The organism is Pseudomonas sp. GV085 (assembly GCF_003050925.1).
In the GTDB taxonomy this organism is placed as follows: Bacteria; Pseudomonadota; Gammaproteobacteria; order Pseudomonadales; family Pseudomonadaceae; genus Aquipseudomonas.
Map to the genome: position 1 here is coordinate 1 of NZ_QAOV01000026.1, position 16,940 is coordinate 16,940.

Genomic DNA, 16,940 nt, shown 5'->3' on the forward strand with positions numbered 1-16,940 from the left:
GATCCCATCCCGAACTCAGCAGTGAAACGATGCATCGCCGATGGTAGTGTGGGGTTTCCCCATGTGAGAGTAGGTCATCGTCAAGATTAAATTCCGAAACCCCTATCTGCGTACGCAGGTAGGGGTTTTGTTTTAGTAGAAGTCACCAATTTTCACTGGCGCGTTGATGTTCTAACGAGCTGGTCACAGAATTTCTTGACGACCATAGAGCATTGGAACCACCTGATCCCATCCCGAACTCAGCAGTGAAACGATGCATCGCCGATGGTAGTGTGGGGTTTCCCCATGTGAGAGTAGGTCATCGTCAAGATTGAATTCCGAAACCCCTGTCTGCTAACGCAGACAGGGGTTTCGTCGTTTCAGGGGTACTGAAAAGCCCGTTGCGGAGCCTCTCCACAACGGGCTTTTTCACATTTTAGGCAAACAGTTTCAGCACATTGTTCATTGCATCATCGGCAAAACCCTGTACGAAATCCTTGAAGCCCGGCAGCGCTTCGGTGCCTCCATGCGCCGGTTCGGCGATGATGGTCCAGGTGGCTCGGGACTTGCCCGCACCCAGTGGTTCAACGCTCATCGCTGCCCACAGATTGGCCACACCCAGGGTGTTGTAGATAGTGGTCCAGGTCATGTGCCGTGTCTGGTCGTCCCGGGAGTTGAGTTGCTCGACCACCAGGTTGCCGTCCTTGAAAAACTTTTTGCGCAGCGATGACACGCCTTCACCAGTCATCTCGATGTGCGACAGCGCCGGAATGAAGCGATCGAAGCCGGCAAAGTTACCGACTACGGCCCATACCTGCACCGCGTCGGCGGGAACGTCCACCGAGGACACCACGTGGCAGCCTTGAGGGTTTTTGATCAGGGTGTCGGGTTGCAGAGTGCTCATGGTTTTGCTCCGTTGGGGTTGAATCAGATGAAGTTGATTTCTTTGAGGTAGTCGCAACCGCGACGCAGCAGCGCCGGGGATTTTTGCGGGTAGTGCGCACCCATCAGCCGAACGCCGGCCTGGGCGTTGTCGTGCCCGATCATCGAGATATCACCGATGTCCTCCTCGAAGCCGTTGAGGTAGAACCCCAGCACGCCGAACAAGGCGTTGTCGCTGTCGACCCGACCCAGTTGCTGTTGCCAGTCGGCGACGCTGACCATCGCGAATTCACGCCCCGCCTCACGGAAGGACGCCACATAGTTGTCCCAGCTCAAGGGCTCGGGGTTGTGCAGGTTGAACACCGCTTGTTCCGGTTGATAACGACTGGCGTGGAAGGCGATGAATCGGGCGAGAAAGTCCACCGGCATCAAGTCGAAGTTCAAGGCGAACTCCGGCACCTGGCCAAGCTGGATTGAGCCCTTGAGCATCAGCATCAGGCGATTCTTGTGCGGCTGGCATACGCCTGTGAGGCTGTTGAAGCTGATGTTGCCGGGGCGGTAGAGGTTGACCCGCACCCCAAGCTCCCGCGCCCGTTCGAGGATGCGCTCGCCGACCCATTTGGACAGGTTGTAGCCGTTCTTGATGTAGATCGGTGGCGTCGCTGCGGCTGGCAACTCGAGCACTCGGCCTTCGGCGGATATCGTGCTGGAGGCCGAGAGCGTCGAGACGAAATTGAAGATTTTTTTGCTGCGCCCTTCGCACAGGCGCAAACATTCGAAAATCGGCTCGACGTTGTCCCGCGCCAGCGACTCGTAATCGAGGACGTGATTGACGTTGGCCGCGTTGTGCACCAGTGCGCCAAACTCTCGATCCATTCGCTGGTATGCCTCGGGCGCCAAACCGAGTTGCGGCCGCGTGATGTCTGCCGCGTAAACCCGAACCCGGCTCATATCCAGATGCTCCAGACGGTTCTCCCGCAGCGACTGGGCAAAGCGTTCGTCCGCCGATTGCCCATTGCCGTCGCGAACCAGGCAGGCGACTTCGCTGGCCCCCCAGGCCAGCAACGCCTCGACGAGATGTACGCCGACAAAACTGTTGGCGCCGGTGACGATCACCTTGTGCACATCGCCCATGCGGCTGATGGGCAACGGCTGAATATCCAGTTCGCGGAAGGCATCGCGCAGGGCCTGTTCGCTCAGTACCTCTTCACTGCCGGAGCCGCGCACCAGAGTCGCCAGTTTGGTGATGGTGGGCAGTTCGATAAAGCGGTTGATCGAGATGCTGCGCCCGAATTCCTCGCGCAGTCGCAGCAGCATGCGCGACAGCAGGATCGAGTGCCCGCCCAGATTGAAGAAGCTTTCGTCGGTGGAAATGTCGCTCGCCGGCAGCTCCAGCAACTCGGCCCAGATTTCCAGCAGCAGGGCCTCATCGGCGTTGACGGGCAGGCGCCGTGAAGGGTTATCGGTGATGCTCACGGGCAGATCCAGCAACGCTTTGCGGTCGACCTTGCCATTGCTGGCGTAAGGCATGCTTGCGAGCTCGCTCCATGCAACGGGGTGCATGTAGTCCGGCAGGTGCTGTGTCGCGTGGGTCTTCAACGCTTGGCGAGCGGTGCCGGAGAGGTCTTCCCGGGGTTGGGCAAGGAAGGCCAGAATCCGTCGCTGGCTATCGATGACCACAGCAACCTGGCGATACAGCTGGCTGTCGCGCAGGCAGCGCTCAATCTCTTCCGGCTCGACCCTGAACCCGCGAATCTTCACCTGATTATCACGCCGACCGCAGAGTTCGATCCCATCAGCCGTCCACTTCGCCATGTCCCCGGTGCGATAGACACGCAGGCTCCGGCCATCAGGCAGACTCAGGTCCAGATAGCGCTCGGCGGTTTGCTGCGGGTTGTTCAGGTAACCCAGGCACACACCCGGGCCGGCGATGTACAACTCACCGACGGTCTGTTCGGCCACCGGTTGAAAGTCGTCATCGAGAATCAACACCTGGCTGTTAGCGATCGGTGCACCCAGCGAGCGGTTGTGGTCGCCTGCCTGGAGCCGCCGCGCGGTAATCAGCACCGTGGCTTCGGTTGGCCCGTAGAGGTTGTAGAGCTTGCCCTGACGGCTCAGTTGCTCGATGACCCACGGCTCGCAGACATCGCCGCCGGTCATCACATGATCCAGGCACTGCAACTGCTCCAGTGGCAGGATGCTCAACAAGGCGGGCGGCAAAAAGGCGTGGGTCAGTTGTCGACGACGAATCAGTTCCGCAAGTTGCAGCGGATCGCGGCGTTGGTCATCGCCGGGCACGATCAGCTCGGCGCCTTGTAACAGCGTCGGGAAGATGTCGATCAGCGATGAGTCGAAACCCAACGAAGAAAACTGCAACACCCGGCTCTCGCTGGTCAGCTGCACATAGCCGGCGTACCAGTGGGTGAAGTGTGCAAGGTTGGCCTGGCTGAGCAGCACGCCCTTCGGATGACCGGTGGTGCCCGAGGTGTAGAGCACCATGCAGGGCGCATCGAGGTCGGGGCATTGGTGCATCAAGGGTTGAGTGAGGTCTGCGTCATGGACGTCGATGCGGCTGATGTCCAGGCTCGGCATCTGGCTCGCCAGGGGATGCTCGCCGTCATGCAGCAACAACACCGCGCCGGCGTTCGACAGAATGTACTGCTGACGTTGCAACGGATGGCTCGGCTCCAGCGGCAAGTACACCGCACCGCTGCCCAGAATCGCCAGGATTCCCGCATACAGCGCACTGCATTTGGGCAGGCAGATCCCGATGACTACCGGGCCTTGATGCTGATCCAGCAGCGGTCGCAAACGTTGCTCGATGGCGCGGCTATGGGCGTGTAGCTGGCGATACTCGAGGGTATTGCCAGCGATGCTCAAGGCCGGGTGGTCGGCGCTCTGGATAAATTGTTGTTCCAGCCTTTCGATCATCGGCGTTTGCGCGAGTTGCTGCAGCTGTGGGTCGGCGGTGCCATTGAGGCGATGCACGAACGCGAGGCTGTCCAGGAACCGCAGGCTCTGGATGCGCTCGAAGCGGACGGGTACGGCGGGTACGGCGGGTACGGCATGTCGAAAATAGTCGGCATCGCGCGAGTAGCGGCTGACCAGCAGCGCCACGTGGTCAACCAATGCTGTCATGGCCTGCATACGCAAAACCTGACCGTTACCCGACGGATCATCGGCAATGGGTACACGAGACAGCAGCGTTGCGCCATGGCAGCACAATACGTCCAGCGATGGCAGGCCGGACGCCTGTGGCAGCCCGAGACCCAATTGCAATGTGAGTCGTTGTGCATCCCCGATGTACTGAAACGGTGTGCCATCGTCGATCAGCAGATCAGCCTGTCCAGGCATATCGTCGAGCGCGTAGATCCGTGTCAGTGAGTGACCGTGTTGTTCGAGTTCCAGCGCCAGGTCGGTCAGGGCCTGGCTTTTTCCGGTGAGCAAAATATCGAGACGTCTCATGATGGGCTCCTCGTCAAACCAGATAGTCGCTGAGGGCGGTTTGGACGCACGGCGAATCGAGCAGCGAACTGCTGTGGAAAAACCGCACAATGTTGGCCACCAGCGGGTGATGGCGATTGATCGGGAAGGCCATTGCCGACACTTCGCTCTTGAGTGCGTGACGCGCCGCGTCGTTGATCTGCAGTGCGTCGATCAAGCGGAAGTCGAAGGACTTCTGGATGTCGTTGGTCAGGTAATGGCTAATGAACACCGGCAGGATCTGCGCAATGTACTGGCGGTCGTCTGTACTTGCGGTATGCCAGTAGATGCGTACCAGCCGCGCCCAAAAACTGGAGTGGCGCCCCTCGTCCAGCAGGTGATCGGCCATCAGGCCCTTGATCGATTGTTTGACCGTGTCGTCCTTGGCGAACGCGGCGACATCACCGGTCACCGTGTTTTCGGCGATGGCCACGCAAATGAGTTCTACAGCGCTGCGCAGGTGCTCCGGTGCCAGCGCCACGGCCGCCGGTATCGCCCGGCTCAGCTCGATCTCATCCGGCAACTCAATGGGGGTGATACCGGTCAACGCGATGGTTTGTTGCATGAAATCCATCGCCACCAGTGCGTGGTAATCCTCGTCCACCACAACCGTCATGGCGTCGTAGCGGCAGGCGAACGGGAACTCGAACGCGAAGCGATTCTTGGCGATGCTGCGGGCGGTTTTGTCGACGATCTCGGTTTCGAAAATCACTACATCGTTGATGAACTTGTAGAGCGTCTGTACCAGGGCGAAGTCGCGCTGTTCCGGGCATTCGCGCAGAAAGGTTTCGCTCAGCACCAACGGTTGGCGGCTCAAGGGGTAGATCAGTTTGTCGTCGTTCTCCAGCACGCGGCGCGGGCGTGTGCGGATGGTCGCGCGACCTTCCCAGGCGTCGGCGAAGGATTGGTAGTCGGCGGCGTTCATGCGCTCACCTCCGTGACGGATTCGTTCATGCTCAGGCGCAACCCGTCCCACAGGGCGATACGACTTTCCACGGCAGCGATGGCGCTGGCGTATACGTCTTCCTGCCGTTGCGGGTCGCTATCGACCAGTCGCGACAGGAGCTTTTCCGCTGCCGGGCCGTGGTCCTCGGAGTCGACTTCAATGTGTCGTTCGAGGTAGTAACGGAAGGTCGGCGCCTGCTCGATGCCGATGCCCCAATCGTCGAGGATGCGCTGGAACATCCGTGGGATAACGCTCTCACGACCGTGCAGAAACGCCGCCGCCACACTGTGACCCGGCGCATGCAGGGCTGTGTGTAGCGTATGGCGAACGAAACTTGCGGCCGCCGGATCGACGTTGACGCTCTGCAAGGCCACGTCGTAGCTCACGCCTTCTTGCTGCAGGGTCACGAAGCGTTCGATGGCAACGGTGCAGGCGCCGACTTCGCGCATTGCATCCAGGTACAACTCGAAGTGGCTGTAATGACCTTGGGCCGGGCGGTCATCCGACTCCTCACCCAGCACGATCTCGTTGATCAACCGCGCTGCCTGGGGATCCTGTGGCGGTAACCAGGGCAGTTGCACGCAAGTCAGCTCCTGTTGCAGGCGCTTGGTCAGTGACATGAAGTCCCACACGGCAAACACGTGGGTTTCCATGAAGCGTCGCAGGACCGCAAGCGAATGTATTTCAGAGAAAATCGGATGTTCGCTAAGTTCGGATTTTTTTTGAATCAGACGTTCTTTAGTTGGTTTCATGGATGAGCCTGTCAGTGATCTTGGGTGAGAAGCAATCAAGCACTTAAGTTCGCTGGTAGTTTTCTCCTGGCGAACGGGTGCCTCAAACGAATTGATCTTTTTCAGTGCTATAGATGCCGAATAAACAAGGCGCTGCTGCCGCTTGTGGCTGGCAACGAAGAAAAACTAATACACATATAAAGTGTCAATCAAGTTGTTTCGATATTATTTTAATATTCAACTTTTTGAAGGATGAAAAGTTTCAATAAAACTTTTCATATTGGTTTTATTTTGGCGTAGTTACTCCTTCCGGCCTATATAAGTCAGAATTGAATAAAGAGTGAATGCCTCACTCGAAGTAACTTTTTATCGGATGTCGTTGGGGGTGTCTGAGGGGGTGGAAGCAGGTCGCGAGTGATGCCGATCCTTCCGTTCCCGTAATGAGGCTCCTTCCTTCGCTTCTTGGGGCGGGGGCGACGCCATTCGCACGGCGAGTCCCCCGTTTTATTGTGTCTTGGTTACCCAGAGTGGGCGCAAATCAAGGCGTCCGCCATTACTGAGGCATCAGGCAATCGTTGCGATGGTCAGGATTGAAGGTGGCAAGGCGTTGGGTTGCGGTATGGCGTCGCAAGGGTGGTGTGGTATGGGCGCAGGGGGTTTGTAATCAAATTATTCGCGGTGCGCATTCGGGAGGAGTGTGCGGCAAGCGAGACGAACCCTCCGGTGCGCCATCCCGGACTTGCCGCTGCGGGTTACTTCGACGTGTTTTTGGCCTGTACTTCAGGGCTGTCGAGGTAGCGCGTAATGACCTCGACCCCTCGGTTCAGGTGATGTTCGAGCAGTTTCACCGAGCGTTCGACGTCCCGGTCTTCGGCGGCCTGCAACAGTGCCCGGTGGTCGTCCTGGGACAATTTGCCCAGGCCCATGGCTTCCAGGTTGAAACGCAGGAACCGCTCTTCTTCGATCAGGCCGTCTTCCACCAGTTTCAACAGCCGGCGATTGGGCGCCCGGCTGTAAAGCGCCATGTGGAACAGGCGATTGAGCCGTCCGATTTCGGTGTAGTCGTTTTGCGTTTCGAGTTCGTCGATGTAACGGGCAGCCTGTTCGAGATCTCCGTCCTGGAGCAGTGGCACCGAGAGACGCAGGGCTTCGGATTCCAGCAGGATGCGTAGCGCATAGGTTTCCACGGCGTCGCCCTGGACCAGTGGCGCGACCACGGCGCCCTTGTGGGCAATAACGTTGAGCAACGATTGCGCTTCGAGCTGGCGCAGGGCCTCGCGTACTGGCATGCGGCTGACGCCAAACAGGTCGGCGAGGTCTTGCTGGCGCAGGGCCGCACCGCAAGGAATGCGTCCGTCAAGTATCGCTGCGCGCAGGGTTTCTTCGATCACTGAGCGTGCCAGATGTGCGGGAATTGGCCCGTTGACCTTGATACTGCTGAGAGGGTTGGGCTTTTGTGTCACTAAACGCACCCTGATTGATGGAATTTTTTGGATCCAAATGACACTAGTAACTGACTGACAGCTTGTCAAACAAGCTCACGAGTGCCTTTCCTGCAGTTTAGCGCGCTGCCAGTGATTGCACTGTGCCATTGTCTTTTTCCGGTCTAACCTTCACCATTCGAACGACTCCCTCCTGCCTATCCAGGATGCCTCGCATTGGCGGCAAGTTTAACGATCCCGCGGATTTTACGCTGGCTGTGCAGCGCATTGCTGCTGGCTGGCGTGATGCTGGGCGGCTTGAGCGCCGATTGGGATTTTTCCCTGATCAGCCGGCGGGCGCAGGCATTGTACGGACCTTTGGGAGAAGGTCAGCAGCGCATCAATGATTGGCAATACTTGTTGGCCAGCCAGAAGCAGATCGGCGAGCTGGAACAACTCAATGTGGTCAATCGCTTCTTCAATAAACAACTGCGATATGTCGAAGACATCGACCTGTGGCAGGAAGTCGATTATTGGGAATCCCCGATCGAAGCCCTTTGGAAAGGCGCCGGAGACTGTGAAGACTACGCTATTGCCAAGTACTTCAGCCTGCGTCACCTCGGAGTAGCCAGTGAAAAGCTGCGTATTACCTACGTCAAGGCACTGACCCAGAATCGCGCGCACATGGTGCTGACCTACTACTCGAGTCCGGAAGCCGAGCCCCTGGTGCTCGACAGCCTGATCGATGCAATCAAGCCGGCCGGCCAGCGAAAGGATTTGCTGCCGGTCTACTCTTTCAATGCAGAAGGGTTGTGGCTGCCGGGCGCCAAGGGCAATAAGAAGGTCGGCGATACCAAACGCCTTTCGCGTTGGCAGGATGTGCTGAAAAAAATGCAGACCGAAGGATTCCCGGTCGAGACGACTAACTAGGAGCACACGCTCAGATGTCTTTGTTCAAACAGCTGTTGATTGCTATCTGTCTGTTCCTGGTGGTCGCCTTCACCGGCAGTTTCATGGTCAGTCTGGAGAGCTCGCGTACTCAGTATGTCAACCAGTTGCGCTCCCATGCCCAGGACGCCGCGACGGCGCTGGCGCTTTCCCTGACTCCGAACATCGACGACCCGGCGATGGTCGAGTTGCTGGTCAGCTCGATTTTCGACAGCGGTTACTACGCGAGCATTCGCGTGGTCGATCTTAAGACCGACCAGTCCCTGGTTGAGCGCACGGGCATTCCAGCGGTCAACAACGTTCCGGACTGGTTCGTCAAACTGATCGGCCTGGAGCCCGCCGGTGGTGATGCGATCGTCAGCCGCGGCTGGGAGCAGGCTGCCCGGGTCGAGGTGGTCAGCCACCCGATGTTCGCGCTGGCCAAGTTGTGGCAAAGCGCTTTGGGCAGCCTGGGCTGGTTGCTGCTGTGTGGCGCGGTCAGTGCGGTACTCGGCGCGCTGTTGCTGCGTCAGCAATTGAGGCCGTTGGATTACATGGTCCAACAATCCCACGCCATCGCCCGGCGGGAATTCCTCAGCCTGCCGGAACTGCCGCGCACCCCCGAACTTCGCCGGGTCGTGCAGGCCATGAACCAGATGGTCGAGAAGCTCAAGGCGCTGTTCCAGGAGCAGGCCGAGCGCAGTGAAAAACTACGGGTCGAGTCCTATCAGGACTCATTGACCGGGTTGGCCAACCGGCGTTATTTCGAGATGCAACTGAATGCGCGGGTGAGCAACCCGGAGCAGGCCAGTTCGGGTTACCTGCTGCTGTTGCGGGTCAAGGATCTGGCCGGTCTCAACCAGCGCCTCGGCGGCCAGCGCACCGATGAAGTGCTCAAGGCCGTCGGTGAGCAACTGTCTCGCGAGTGCGCCAAATATCCGGAAACCCAGAACCTGGTGACCCGTATCCGCGGTGGCGAATTTGCCGTGCTGGCGCCGGGGCTGGTGCGCGAAGAGGCGCTGCAACTGGCACAGAACCTCGACAGCGCCTTGGCCAGTCTTCACGCTACCGGCGCCACCGATGTGGCGGCCGTGGCGTCTATCGGCCTGGCGCCTTTTGCTCACGGCGACTCACCGCAAGCCGTGCTCAGCCTTGGCGATCAGGCGCTGGCGCAGGCCGAAGGCCAGGGCGAGCAGAACTGGGCCTGTATCGAACACAGCCTCTCGGCCAGTGTCGGTGACGATCATCACGCCTGGCATCTCATGCTCGACCAGGCGCTGGCACAGCGGCGTTTCGAGCTGTATTTCCAACCGGTAGTCGCCGCCCAGGACACGCAACTGGTACTGCATCACAAAGTGTTGTCGCGACTGCTCGATGAACACGGCCAGACCATCCCCGCCGGGCGTTTTCTGCCTTGGCTGGAGCGCTTCGGCTGGACTGCGCGTCTGGATCGGCTGATGCTCGAGCGGGTGTTGGAACAAATGAGCGAGCATGAGGAGTCGCTGGCGCTGAATCTGTCGTCGGCGACCCTGGGCGACCCGCAGGCGCAAAACAAAATCTTCGAAATACTGCGCGCACACTCCAACCTGGGCCCGCGCCTGACCCTGGAGATTGGCGAAGAGCAACTGCCTGACCAGGCGGTGCTTGAGCAGTTGACCCGGCGCCTGCGCGAACTCGGCTTCTCCCTGAGCCTGCAACGTTTTGGTGGCCGCTTCAGCATGATCGGCAACCTGGCACGGCTGGGGCTGGCGTACCTGAAGATCGATGGCAGCTACATCCGGTCGATTGATCTGGAGAGTGACAAACGCCTGTTCATCGAGGCGATCCAGCGAGCGGCGCACAGCATTGATTTGCCGCTGATTGCCGAGCGGGTCGAGACGCAAGGCGAGTTGTCGGTGATTCGCGAGATGGGGCTGTACGGTGTGCAGGGCCAGTTGTTCGGCGAGCCCAAGCCCTGGAAGTAACTCTTTAGAGCTGGCCTGCCCGCGATGAGACTGGAACAGTCACTGAAGATCAATGTTCAGATCAGCCCGCCTTCATCCTCATCGATCAACTGACTCAACCCACCCAACGCCTCACGCGCCTGGGTCCGGTCCATCAGTTTGGCCTGGGCCGCCATCGGCAGGTCGGTGACGCGGATCACGCCTTTCTGGGTCAGCACCTGAATCAAGTCATCGAGTACCCGGATCATTTCCAGGTCACTTTGCTTGAGCTGCTTGAGGCTGTTCTCTACAGCCGCGTTGGCAAACCAGGCCTGGATTTCATGATTGTCGGCCGGTAGCGTTTCCGTGGCCTCGGCGTAGGCGGCGGGTTCCACGCGTACCAACAGGCCCTGCGCATCGCGTTGCACGTAAAACATTGAGCATCCCTCGGATTTGAGCCAGCGTCGTGCTGTCAGCAGCATAGGTCAACTGCACGCCAGTATGTGGCGCGGTGACGAAATCGTCACCGGGCAGTGGGCGTAAACGTGACGGCCGCGCCATAAGGTGCGGCCGTTTTCGTGCATCAGCTGTTGTTGTGATCGACTTTGATGGTCGGGTCGCTACCGGCAATCAGGTTGTGCAGGTTGGCGCTCGACCAGTTGTTGCCTTCCAGTTTGATCGTCACGTCCGGCGTGGCCGCCGCCGCATTGCCCGAGTTGAACTGGCCGCTCGAGCTGACTTGCAGCGACGACACGCCATCGACCGTGGTGATCTTCAGGAAGTTGTCGATGGTGCTGCCGGTTTCGCCCTGCAACAGATCGCGCAGGTCGATCCGGTCGCCTTCGCTGGCGTTGAGGTCCTTGATCACGTCGCTACCGGTATCGCCCGCTTTCCAGACGAAGGTGTCACCACCGGAACCACCGATCAGGATGTCGTTGCCGGTGCCGCCGAGCAGGATGTCATTGCCCTTGCCGCCGTCGAGGGTGTCGTTACCGCCCGAGCCGAACAGAATGTCATTGCCCGCACCGCCGAGCAGGGTGTCGCTGCCGTCATGGGCACCGGACACATCGAACGCGGTGTAATGCTCGGTGATGTACTGGTGCACGTTGCTGGTGGTGACTTTGCTGACGTCCACGCCGGTTTGCTGCGCCACGAAGGCTTGCATCGCCTGGTAACCCTCGCCGGCAATGCCGTTGAAGCTCACCAGATCGCCGAACAGGAGGTCGTTGCCGTCGCCACCGCTGACAGTGTCGTTACCCGGCATCGTCGCTTCGGTGTGGCCGATGATCGAGTTGGCCAGATTCTGCGGGTCGATGTTGGTTTGTGGCGTTTGATCCGAGTCGTACGGCTTCAGGTCGTTGAGCGTCACGTCCTTGTTCAGGCCGATGGCCTCGACGTTCGACAGGTTGCTCAGCAATGTGAAACTGCTGGTGGAGTTGCTGATGGTATCCCCGTCGGTGCTACTGCCGTCGCCGTCACGACCCGAGAACTCGTAGGTGCCGTCGCCCTGGGCATGCAGATAGCCGAAGTCCTTGGACGACCAGCTATTGCCGTTGCCGTTGCCGTTGCCATTGCCGTTCCCATTGGTGTTCTTGGTCCAGACGGTCATGTAGCCTGAGGCGGTAATGTCGATCTGGTGCGTGCTGTCGGGGAACAGGCTGATCGCTTTACCCAGCTGATAGTTGCTGGTGGTGATCAGGCTATCGAGTGTTGTGCTGCCATACAGGGTCGGGTTGGTCGACTCGCCGCTCTGGTAGTAAGTCGGCTTGCCGTCAGTAATGAAATACGTGAGGTTCTTCGCCCCGGTGTTGGCCACCGCATCTGCACTCTGGAACCAGTTGGCCGTGGTTTTGAACACGTCCTCGTAGTTGGTGCCACCGCCGGACGACATCGAGTCCAGAGTCGCCTTCAACTGAGTCAGAGCATTGGAGTCATTGAGGTTCACCGACACCGACTTGTTGACCTGGGCATCGAAGTCCACCAGGAAGATGTTCACCGTACCCGAGTTGCTGCCCAGGCTTTGCTTGAGGGTGTTGAACACCGACGTCAGCGAGTCCTTGGCCGAGTTGATCGACGAGGAACTCATACTGCCGGAACTGTCGACCATGAACGCGATGTTGTAGTTGGTGCCCGGCACTACGGTCAGGCCGCCGATGTCGGCGATCATGATGTCGTTGCCGTCGGTGCCAGTGACGGTGTCATTGGCCGCGGTGGCGGTGACGGCGTTATAGACCGCCGGGTACACGGTCACGGGAATCTGCGAAGTGCTGCTGGCCGAACCGCCCAGGGCCTCGGTGGAGGTCGAGGTCATGGTCAGGTCGAACTGGCCGTTGTAGTACGGTGGCGGGGTGACGGTCAGAGAGCCGAGGCTCCAGTCCGTCACGTTGGCCTCGCTATTGGTCGCGGTGACTGTGAAGGTATGTCCCGCGCCGTCGGTGAGCACCGAGCCGACCGGCATGCCGCTGATTTTCAGGCTCAGGGTTTCCGAGCCGTCGGTGTCAGTCAGCGCGTTGGTGATGGCGGACAATTTCACACTGGTGCCTTCAGCGCCGGTATTGAGCTTGTAACCGTCGTAGTAGCCTTCGCCATTGGTGCCGTGCAAGTCGGACACAGTCACACCGGCATTCACCAGATCCGACACGCCGGTGTAAATCGGTACGCCGGCACTGCTCAGGTCGATCGGCGTGCTGCCATTGACCGACAGGTTGACGTCATAGCTGCCCGGGCCGCTCTGGTTGTGGTGGTAGATGTCCAGGGTGTAGTAGCCGCTGGTGGTCGGGGTGTACGAACCATTGAGGTTGCCGCCCGCGCCCCAGGTGATCGCGGCGACGTTCTTGCCGCCGATGGTCACCAGCAGGCTGTCGTCGCCAACACCGCTGAAGGTGTAAGTCTTGCCGGCTTCGAGGTAGATCAGGCCGGAGGTTTTCGACGCCGTACCGGCGGTCACGCCACCGTCGGACTGCACGTTGGTCACGGTGCCTGTGGAGTTCGGTGTGCCCGCGGTGTCGATCACGTTTTTCAGCGTAGTCGAGTCCGCGCCGTTGCCGCTGGTGCCCAGACCTGAAAGGCCGGTCCAGACTTCCTTGATCAGCCCGGTGGACTTCACACTGTTGTCGGCAACGCTCAGGGTCGGGGCATCCGCCACCGGGGTGATGTCGATCTTGATCGTGCCGGTGTTGCCCAGTGTCTGGCCGTCGGTTGGCTGGAACTTGATCTGTGCGTAGTCGGCCTGATTGTTGCCCAGGCCGGTACCGCCATATCCGTCTACACCCGACTCGTTGGCATCCGGCATGAAGCGCAGTTTGCCAGCGTCGATATCAGCCTTGCTGAGTGTCTGGTCGGCGGCGACATTTTTCCAGGTCAAACCGTCCAGGTACTGCAGTTTGCCCTCACCCGGCAGTTGGGTGATTTTCACGCCCAGGTTGGCGGCCGGACTGTCGACGTCGCTGACGCCGAAGGTCGACCAGCCGAGAACCAGAGGTGTGTCTTCGGTGCCGGTGACGCTGACCGGTGCTGCGACCGGTGCGTCATTGACCGCCACCACATTGACCGTGGTGGTCGCGGTGTTGGAGTAGTTGCTGCCATCGGTCACCGTCACAGTGATGATGCGCGGCACGGTGCCCGGATCTTCACTGTTGTTGGTGAAAGTGATGTTCTTGATCTGCTGCATGTAGTCGGCCAGCGTCGCGTTGCCCGACAGGGTCAGGGTGACGGTGCCATTGGTGCTGTTGGCATTGATGGTGATGCCGTTGACGCTGTTGCCCAGGTTCAGCGCATCGCCGTCCTGACGGTTGGTCAGTACGATGGTCGCGCCGGTCAGCAGAGTGCTGTCCGGGTCGGTGATGTTCAGGTCGGTATCGCCGATCGACACGCCGGGACCGGCCGTGTTTTCGCTGAACGTCACCTTGTAATCGGCCCCGGTGGCGTCGCTGGAGTTGTTGGCGTCGAGGTCCAGTACGGGCGGTGCATCGTTGTCGATGATCGAAGTGCTGACGCTGCCGTGGGACGAACTGATCGCCAGGTTCTCGAAGTTGCCGCCGGTGGCCGAGTCGATCTTGACCACGAAGTTTTCGGTGCCTTCAGTGATTTTGTCGTCGATGGTCGCGACGTTGAAGTTGGCACTGCTGGCGCCCGCCGGGATCTTCACGGTGTACACACCGGTGAAGTCCGAACCGTCGGCGGCGGTACCGCTGTAGACGATTTTCAGCGTCACTTCGGTCTGGGCCGGGTGAGTCAGGCTGACGGTATAACTGGCGGTCTGACCTTCGGTCACCGAGGTGCTGCCACTGATGCTGACAGTGGTGGTGTCCTGGAAGTCACTGACGCTGGTCGACACTGGCGTCTTGTCCGTGCCGAGGGCTTCCAGGTTGCCGCCGCTGGCGGTCTTGATTGATTCGGTAACGGTTGGTGCGCCAGCGTAGACGTCGTTGCCCACGGTGATCGGCAGAGTGCCGGAACTCTGACCGACGGCGATGGTGATCACCTTGCCGCTGTCCAGCGTCACGGTCACCGGCGTGTCGTTTGCAGTGACCAGGGCGCCATTTTTGTCGGTGATGGTCGCGGTGTACGTGATCGTGCCGTTCTCGCTTACCGATGGAGTTGCAGTCAGCTTCACGGTGGTGGCGTCGTTGACATCGGTAACCGTGCTGCTGACCGGGGTCTTGATCGGGTTGATCGCTTCGAGGTTGCCACCCACCGCGTCCTTGATGGATTCGGTGACCGTGGTCGGTCCTTGGTAAACGTCGTTGCCCACGCTCACCGGCAGGGTGCCGGCACTCTGGCCGACGGCGATGGTGATGACCTTGCCGCTGTCCAGCGTGACGGTGACCGGACCGTTCTGCGCGGTGACCGGAGCGCCGTTCTTGTCGGTCAGCGTGGCGGTGTAGGTGATGGTGCCGTTTTCATCCACGTTCGGCGTGGCGCTCAGGGTCACGGTGGTGGTGTCGTTGACGTCGTTGACCGTGGTGCTGACCGGGGTCTTGATCGGGTTGATCGCTTCGAGGTTGCCACCGGCCGCGTCCTTGATGGATTCGGTGACCGTGGTCGGTCCTTGGTAAACGTCGTTGCCCACGCTCACCGGCAGGGTGCCGGCACTCTGGCCGACGGCGATGGTGATGACCTTGCCGCTGTCCAGCGTGACGGTGACCGGACCGTTCTGCGCGGTGACCGGAGCGCCGTTCTTGTCGGTCAGCGTGGCGGTGTAGGTGATGGTGCCGTTTTCATCCACGTTCGGCGTGGCGCTCAGGGTCACGGTGGTGGTGTCGTTGACGTCGTTGACCGTGGTGCTGACCGGGGTCTTGATCGGGTTGATCGCTTCGAGGTTGCCACCGGCCGCTTCCTTGATGGATTCGGTGACCGTGGTCGGTCCTTGGTAGACGTCATTGCCCACGCTCACCGGCAAGCTACCGGAACTCTGGCCTTCGGCAATGGTGATGACCTTGCCGCTGTCCAGCGTGACGGTCACCGGACCGTTCTGTGCGGTCACCGGTGTGCCCTGGGCATCGGTCAGGGTGGCGGTGTAGGTGATGGTGCCGTTCTCGTCCACGCTCGGCGTCGCGCTCAGGGTCACCGTGGTGCTGTCGTCGACGTCGTTGACCGTGGTGCTGACCGGCGTTTTCACTGGATCGATGGCTTCGAGGTTGCCGCCGTCAGCCGATTTAATCGACTCGGTCACGGTGGTCGGCCCCTGGTACACGTCGTTGCCGACCGTGACCGGCAAGCTGCCGGAACTCTGCCCTTCGGCAATGGTAATGACCTTGCCGCTGTCCAGCGTCACGGTCACCGGACCGTTCTGTGCGGTGACCGGTTGGCCTTGGGCATCGGTCAGGGTGGCGGTGTAAGTGATGGTGCCGTTTTCGTCCATGCTCGGGGTGGCGGTCAAGGTCACGGTGGTGGTGTCGTTGACGTCATTGACCGTAGTGCTGACCGGGGTCTTGATCGGGTTGATGGCCTCGAGGTTGCCGCCGTCGGCCGATTTAATCGACTCGGTCACGGTGGTCGGCCCTTGGTACACGTCGTTGCCGACCGTGACCGGCAAGCTGCCGGAACTCTGCCCTTCGGCAATGGTAATGACCTTGCCGCTGTCGAGGGTCACGGTCACCGGACCGTTCTGTGCGGTAACCGGGGCACCGTTCTTGTCGGTCAAGGTCGCGGTGTAAGTGATGGTGCTGTTTTCGTCCACGCTCGGGGTGGCGCTCAAGGTCACGGTGGTGGTGTCGTTGACGTCATTGACCGTGGTGCTGACCGGCGTTTTCACTGGATCGATGGCTTCGAGGTTACCGCCGACTGCCTCCTTGATGGATTCAGTGATGGTGGTCGGCCCCTGGTAGACGTCGTTGCCGACGGTGACCGGCAGGCTGCCGGCGCTCTGGCCTTCGGCAATGGTAATGACCTTGCCGCTGTCCAGCGTCACGGTCACTGGACCGTTCTGTGCAGTCACCGGTTGGCCCTGGGCATCGGTCAGGGTGGCGGTGTAGGTGATGGTGCCGTTCTCGTCCACGCTCGGGGTGGCGCTCAGGGTCACGGTGGTGGTGTCGTCGACGTCATTGACCGTGGTGCTGACCGGGGTCTTGATCGGGTTGATGGCCTCGAGGTTGCCGCCGTCGGCCGATTTAATCGACTCGGTCACGGTGGTCGGCCCCTGGTACAC

General features: G+C 60.1%; 8 protein-coding genes, 2 rRNA genes and 1 pseudogene. 4 read left to right on the forward strand and 7 right to left on the reverse strand.

Going from position 1 to position 16,940, the window contains the following annotated elements:
• Positions 1 to 86: ribosomal RNA gene (gene rrf / locus C8K63_RS29640) — 5S ribosomal RNA — on the forward strand; the annotation flags it as partial.
• Between the two features lie 108 nt (positions 87 to 194).
• A 5S ribosomal RNA gene (rrf, locus tag C8K63_RS29645) occupies positions 195 to 310 on the forward strand.
• A 105-nt stretch (positions 311 to 415) separates the two neighbouring features.
• Here rrf (C8K63_RS29645) and C8K63_RS29650 read toward each other — a convergent pair.
• From C8K63_RS29650 to C8K63_RS29670, 5 genes are all read right to left on the reverse strand, one after another.
• The gene (locus C8K63_RS29650; RefSeq protein ID WP_108219924.1) at positions 416 to 883 is read right to left on the reverse strand and encodes an SRPBCC family protein; all 468 of its coding nucleotides are present in this window, start codon (positions 881 to 883) and stop codon (positions 416 to 418) included.
• Positions 884 to 906: 23 nt separating this feature from the next.
• Positions 907 to 4,326, reverse strand: a complete 3,420-nt coding sequence (locus C8K63_RS29655; protein ID WP_108219925.1) for a non-ribosomal peptide synthetase — start codon at positions 4,324 to 4,326, stop codon at positions 907 to 909.
• Positions 4,327 to 4,339: 13 nt separating this feature from the next.
• Positions 4,340 to 5,269 (reverse strand): diiron oxygenase, encoded by a 930-nt coding sequence (locus tag C8K63_RS29660; RefSeq protein WP_108219926.1) that lies wholly within the window; start codon positions 5,267 to 5,269, stop codon positions 4,340 to 4,342.
• On the reverse strand, positions 5,266 to 6,042 hold the full coding sequence (locus tag C8K63_RS29665; RefSeq protein ID WP_108219927.1) for a DUF3050 domain-containing protein: 777 nt from the start codon (positions 6,040 to 6,042) through the stop codon (positions 5,266 to 5,268). Before C8K63_RS29665 ends, C8K63_RS29660 begins: the two co-directional genes overlap by 4 nt.
• 731 nt (positions 6,043 to 6,773) lie before the next feature.
• Positions 6,774 to 7,484: a GntR family transcriptional regulator gene (locus C8K63_RS29670; RefSeq protein WP_108219928.1), complete on the reverse strand. Its 711-nt coding sequence runs from the start codon at positions 7,482 to 7,484 to the stop codon at positions 6,774 to 6,776.
• 195 nt (positions 7,485 to 7,679) lie between these two features.
• On the opposite strand from C8K63_RS29670, the gene lapG reads away from it, so the two are divergent.
• Entirely contained in the window at positions 7,680 to 8,372 is a 693-nt protein-coding gene (gene lapG / locus C8K63_RS29675) for a cysteine protease LapG (RefSeq protein WP_108219929.1), read from the forward strand.
• Between the two features lie 14 nt (positions 8,373 to 8,386).
• Positions 8,387 to 10,333, forward strand: coding sequence for a cyclic di-GMP receptor LapD (lapD, locus tag C8K63_RS29680; protein WP_108219930.1), 1,947 nt, complete (start codon positions 8,387 to 8,389; stop codon positions 10,331 to 10,333).
• Positions 10,334 to 10,389: 56 nt separating this feature from the next.
• On the opposite strand, the gene C8K63_RS29685 is transcribed toward lapD, so the two are convergent.
• Both C8K63_RS29685 and C8K63_RS29690 read right to left on the reverse strand, forming a co-directional pair.
• Complete coding sequence (locus C8K63_RS29685; protein WP_108219931.1) at positions 10,390 to 10,728, reverse strand: tryptophan synthase subunit beta; 339 nt, start codon at positions 10,726 to 10,728, stop codon at positions 10,390 to 10,392.
• A 146-nt stretch (positions 10,729 to 10,874) separates the two neighbouring features.
• A pseudogene (locus C8K63_RS29690) lies at positions 10,875 to 16,940 on the reverse strand (LapA family giant adhesin); the annotation flags it as partial.

Excerpts from the sequence above, each read along its gene's own strand:
- C8K63_RS29650 (WP_108219924.1), bottom strand. The coding sequence starts at position 883 with ATGAGCACTCTGCAACCCGACACCCTGATCAAAAACCCTCAAGGCTGC.
- C8K63_RS29655 (WP_108219925.1), bottom strand. The coding sequence starts at position 4,326 with ATGAGACGTCTCGATATTTTGCTCACCGGAAAAAGCCAGGCCCTGACC.
- C8K63_RS29660 (WP_108219926.1), bottom strand. The coding sequence starts at position 5,269 with ATGAACGCCGCCGACTACCAATCCTTCGCCGACGCCTGGGAAGGTCGC.
- C8K63_RS29665 (WP_108219927.1), bottom strand. The coding sequence starts at position 6,042 with ATGAAACCAACTAAAGAACGTCTGATTCAAAAAAAATCCGAACTTAGC.
- lapD (WP_108219930.1), top strand. The coding sequence starts at position 8,387 with ATGTCTTTGTTCAAACAGCTGTTGATTGCTATCTGTCTGTTCCTGGTG.
- C8K63_RS29685 (WP_108219931.1), bottom strand. The coding sequence starts at position 10,728 with ATGTTTTACGTGCAACGCGATGCGCAGGGCCTGTTGGTACGCGTGGAA.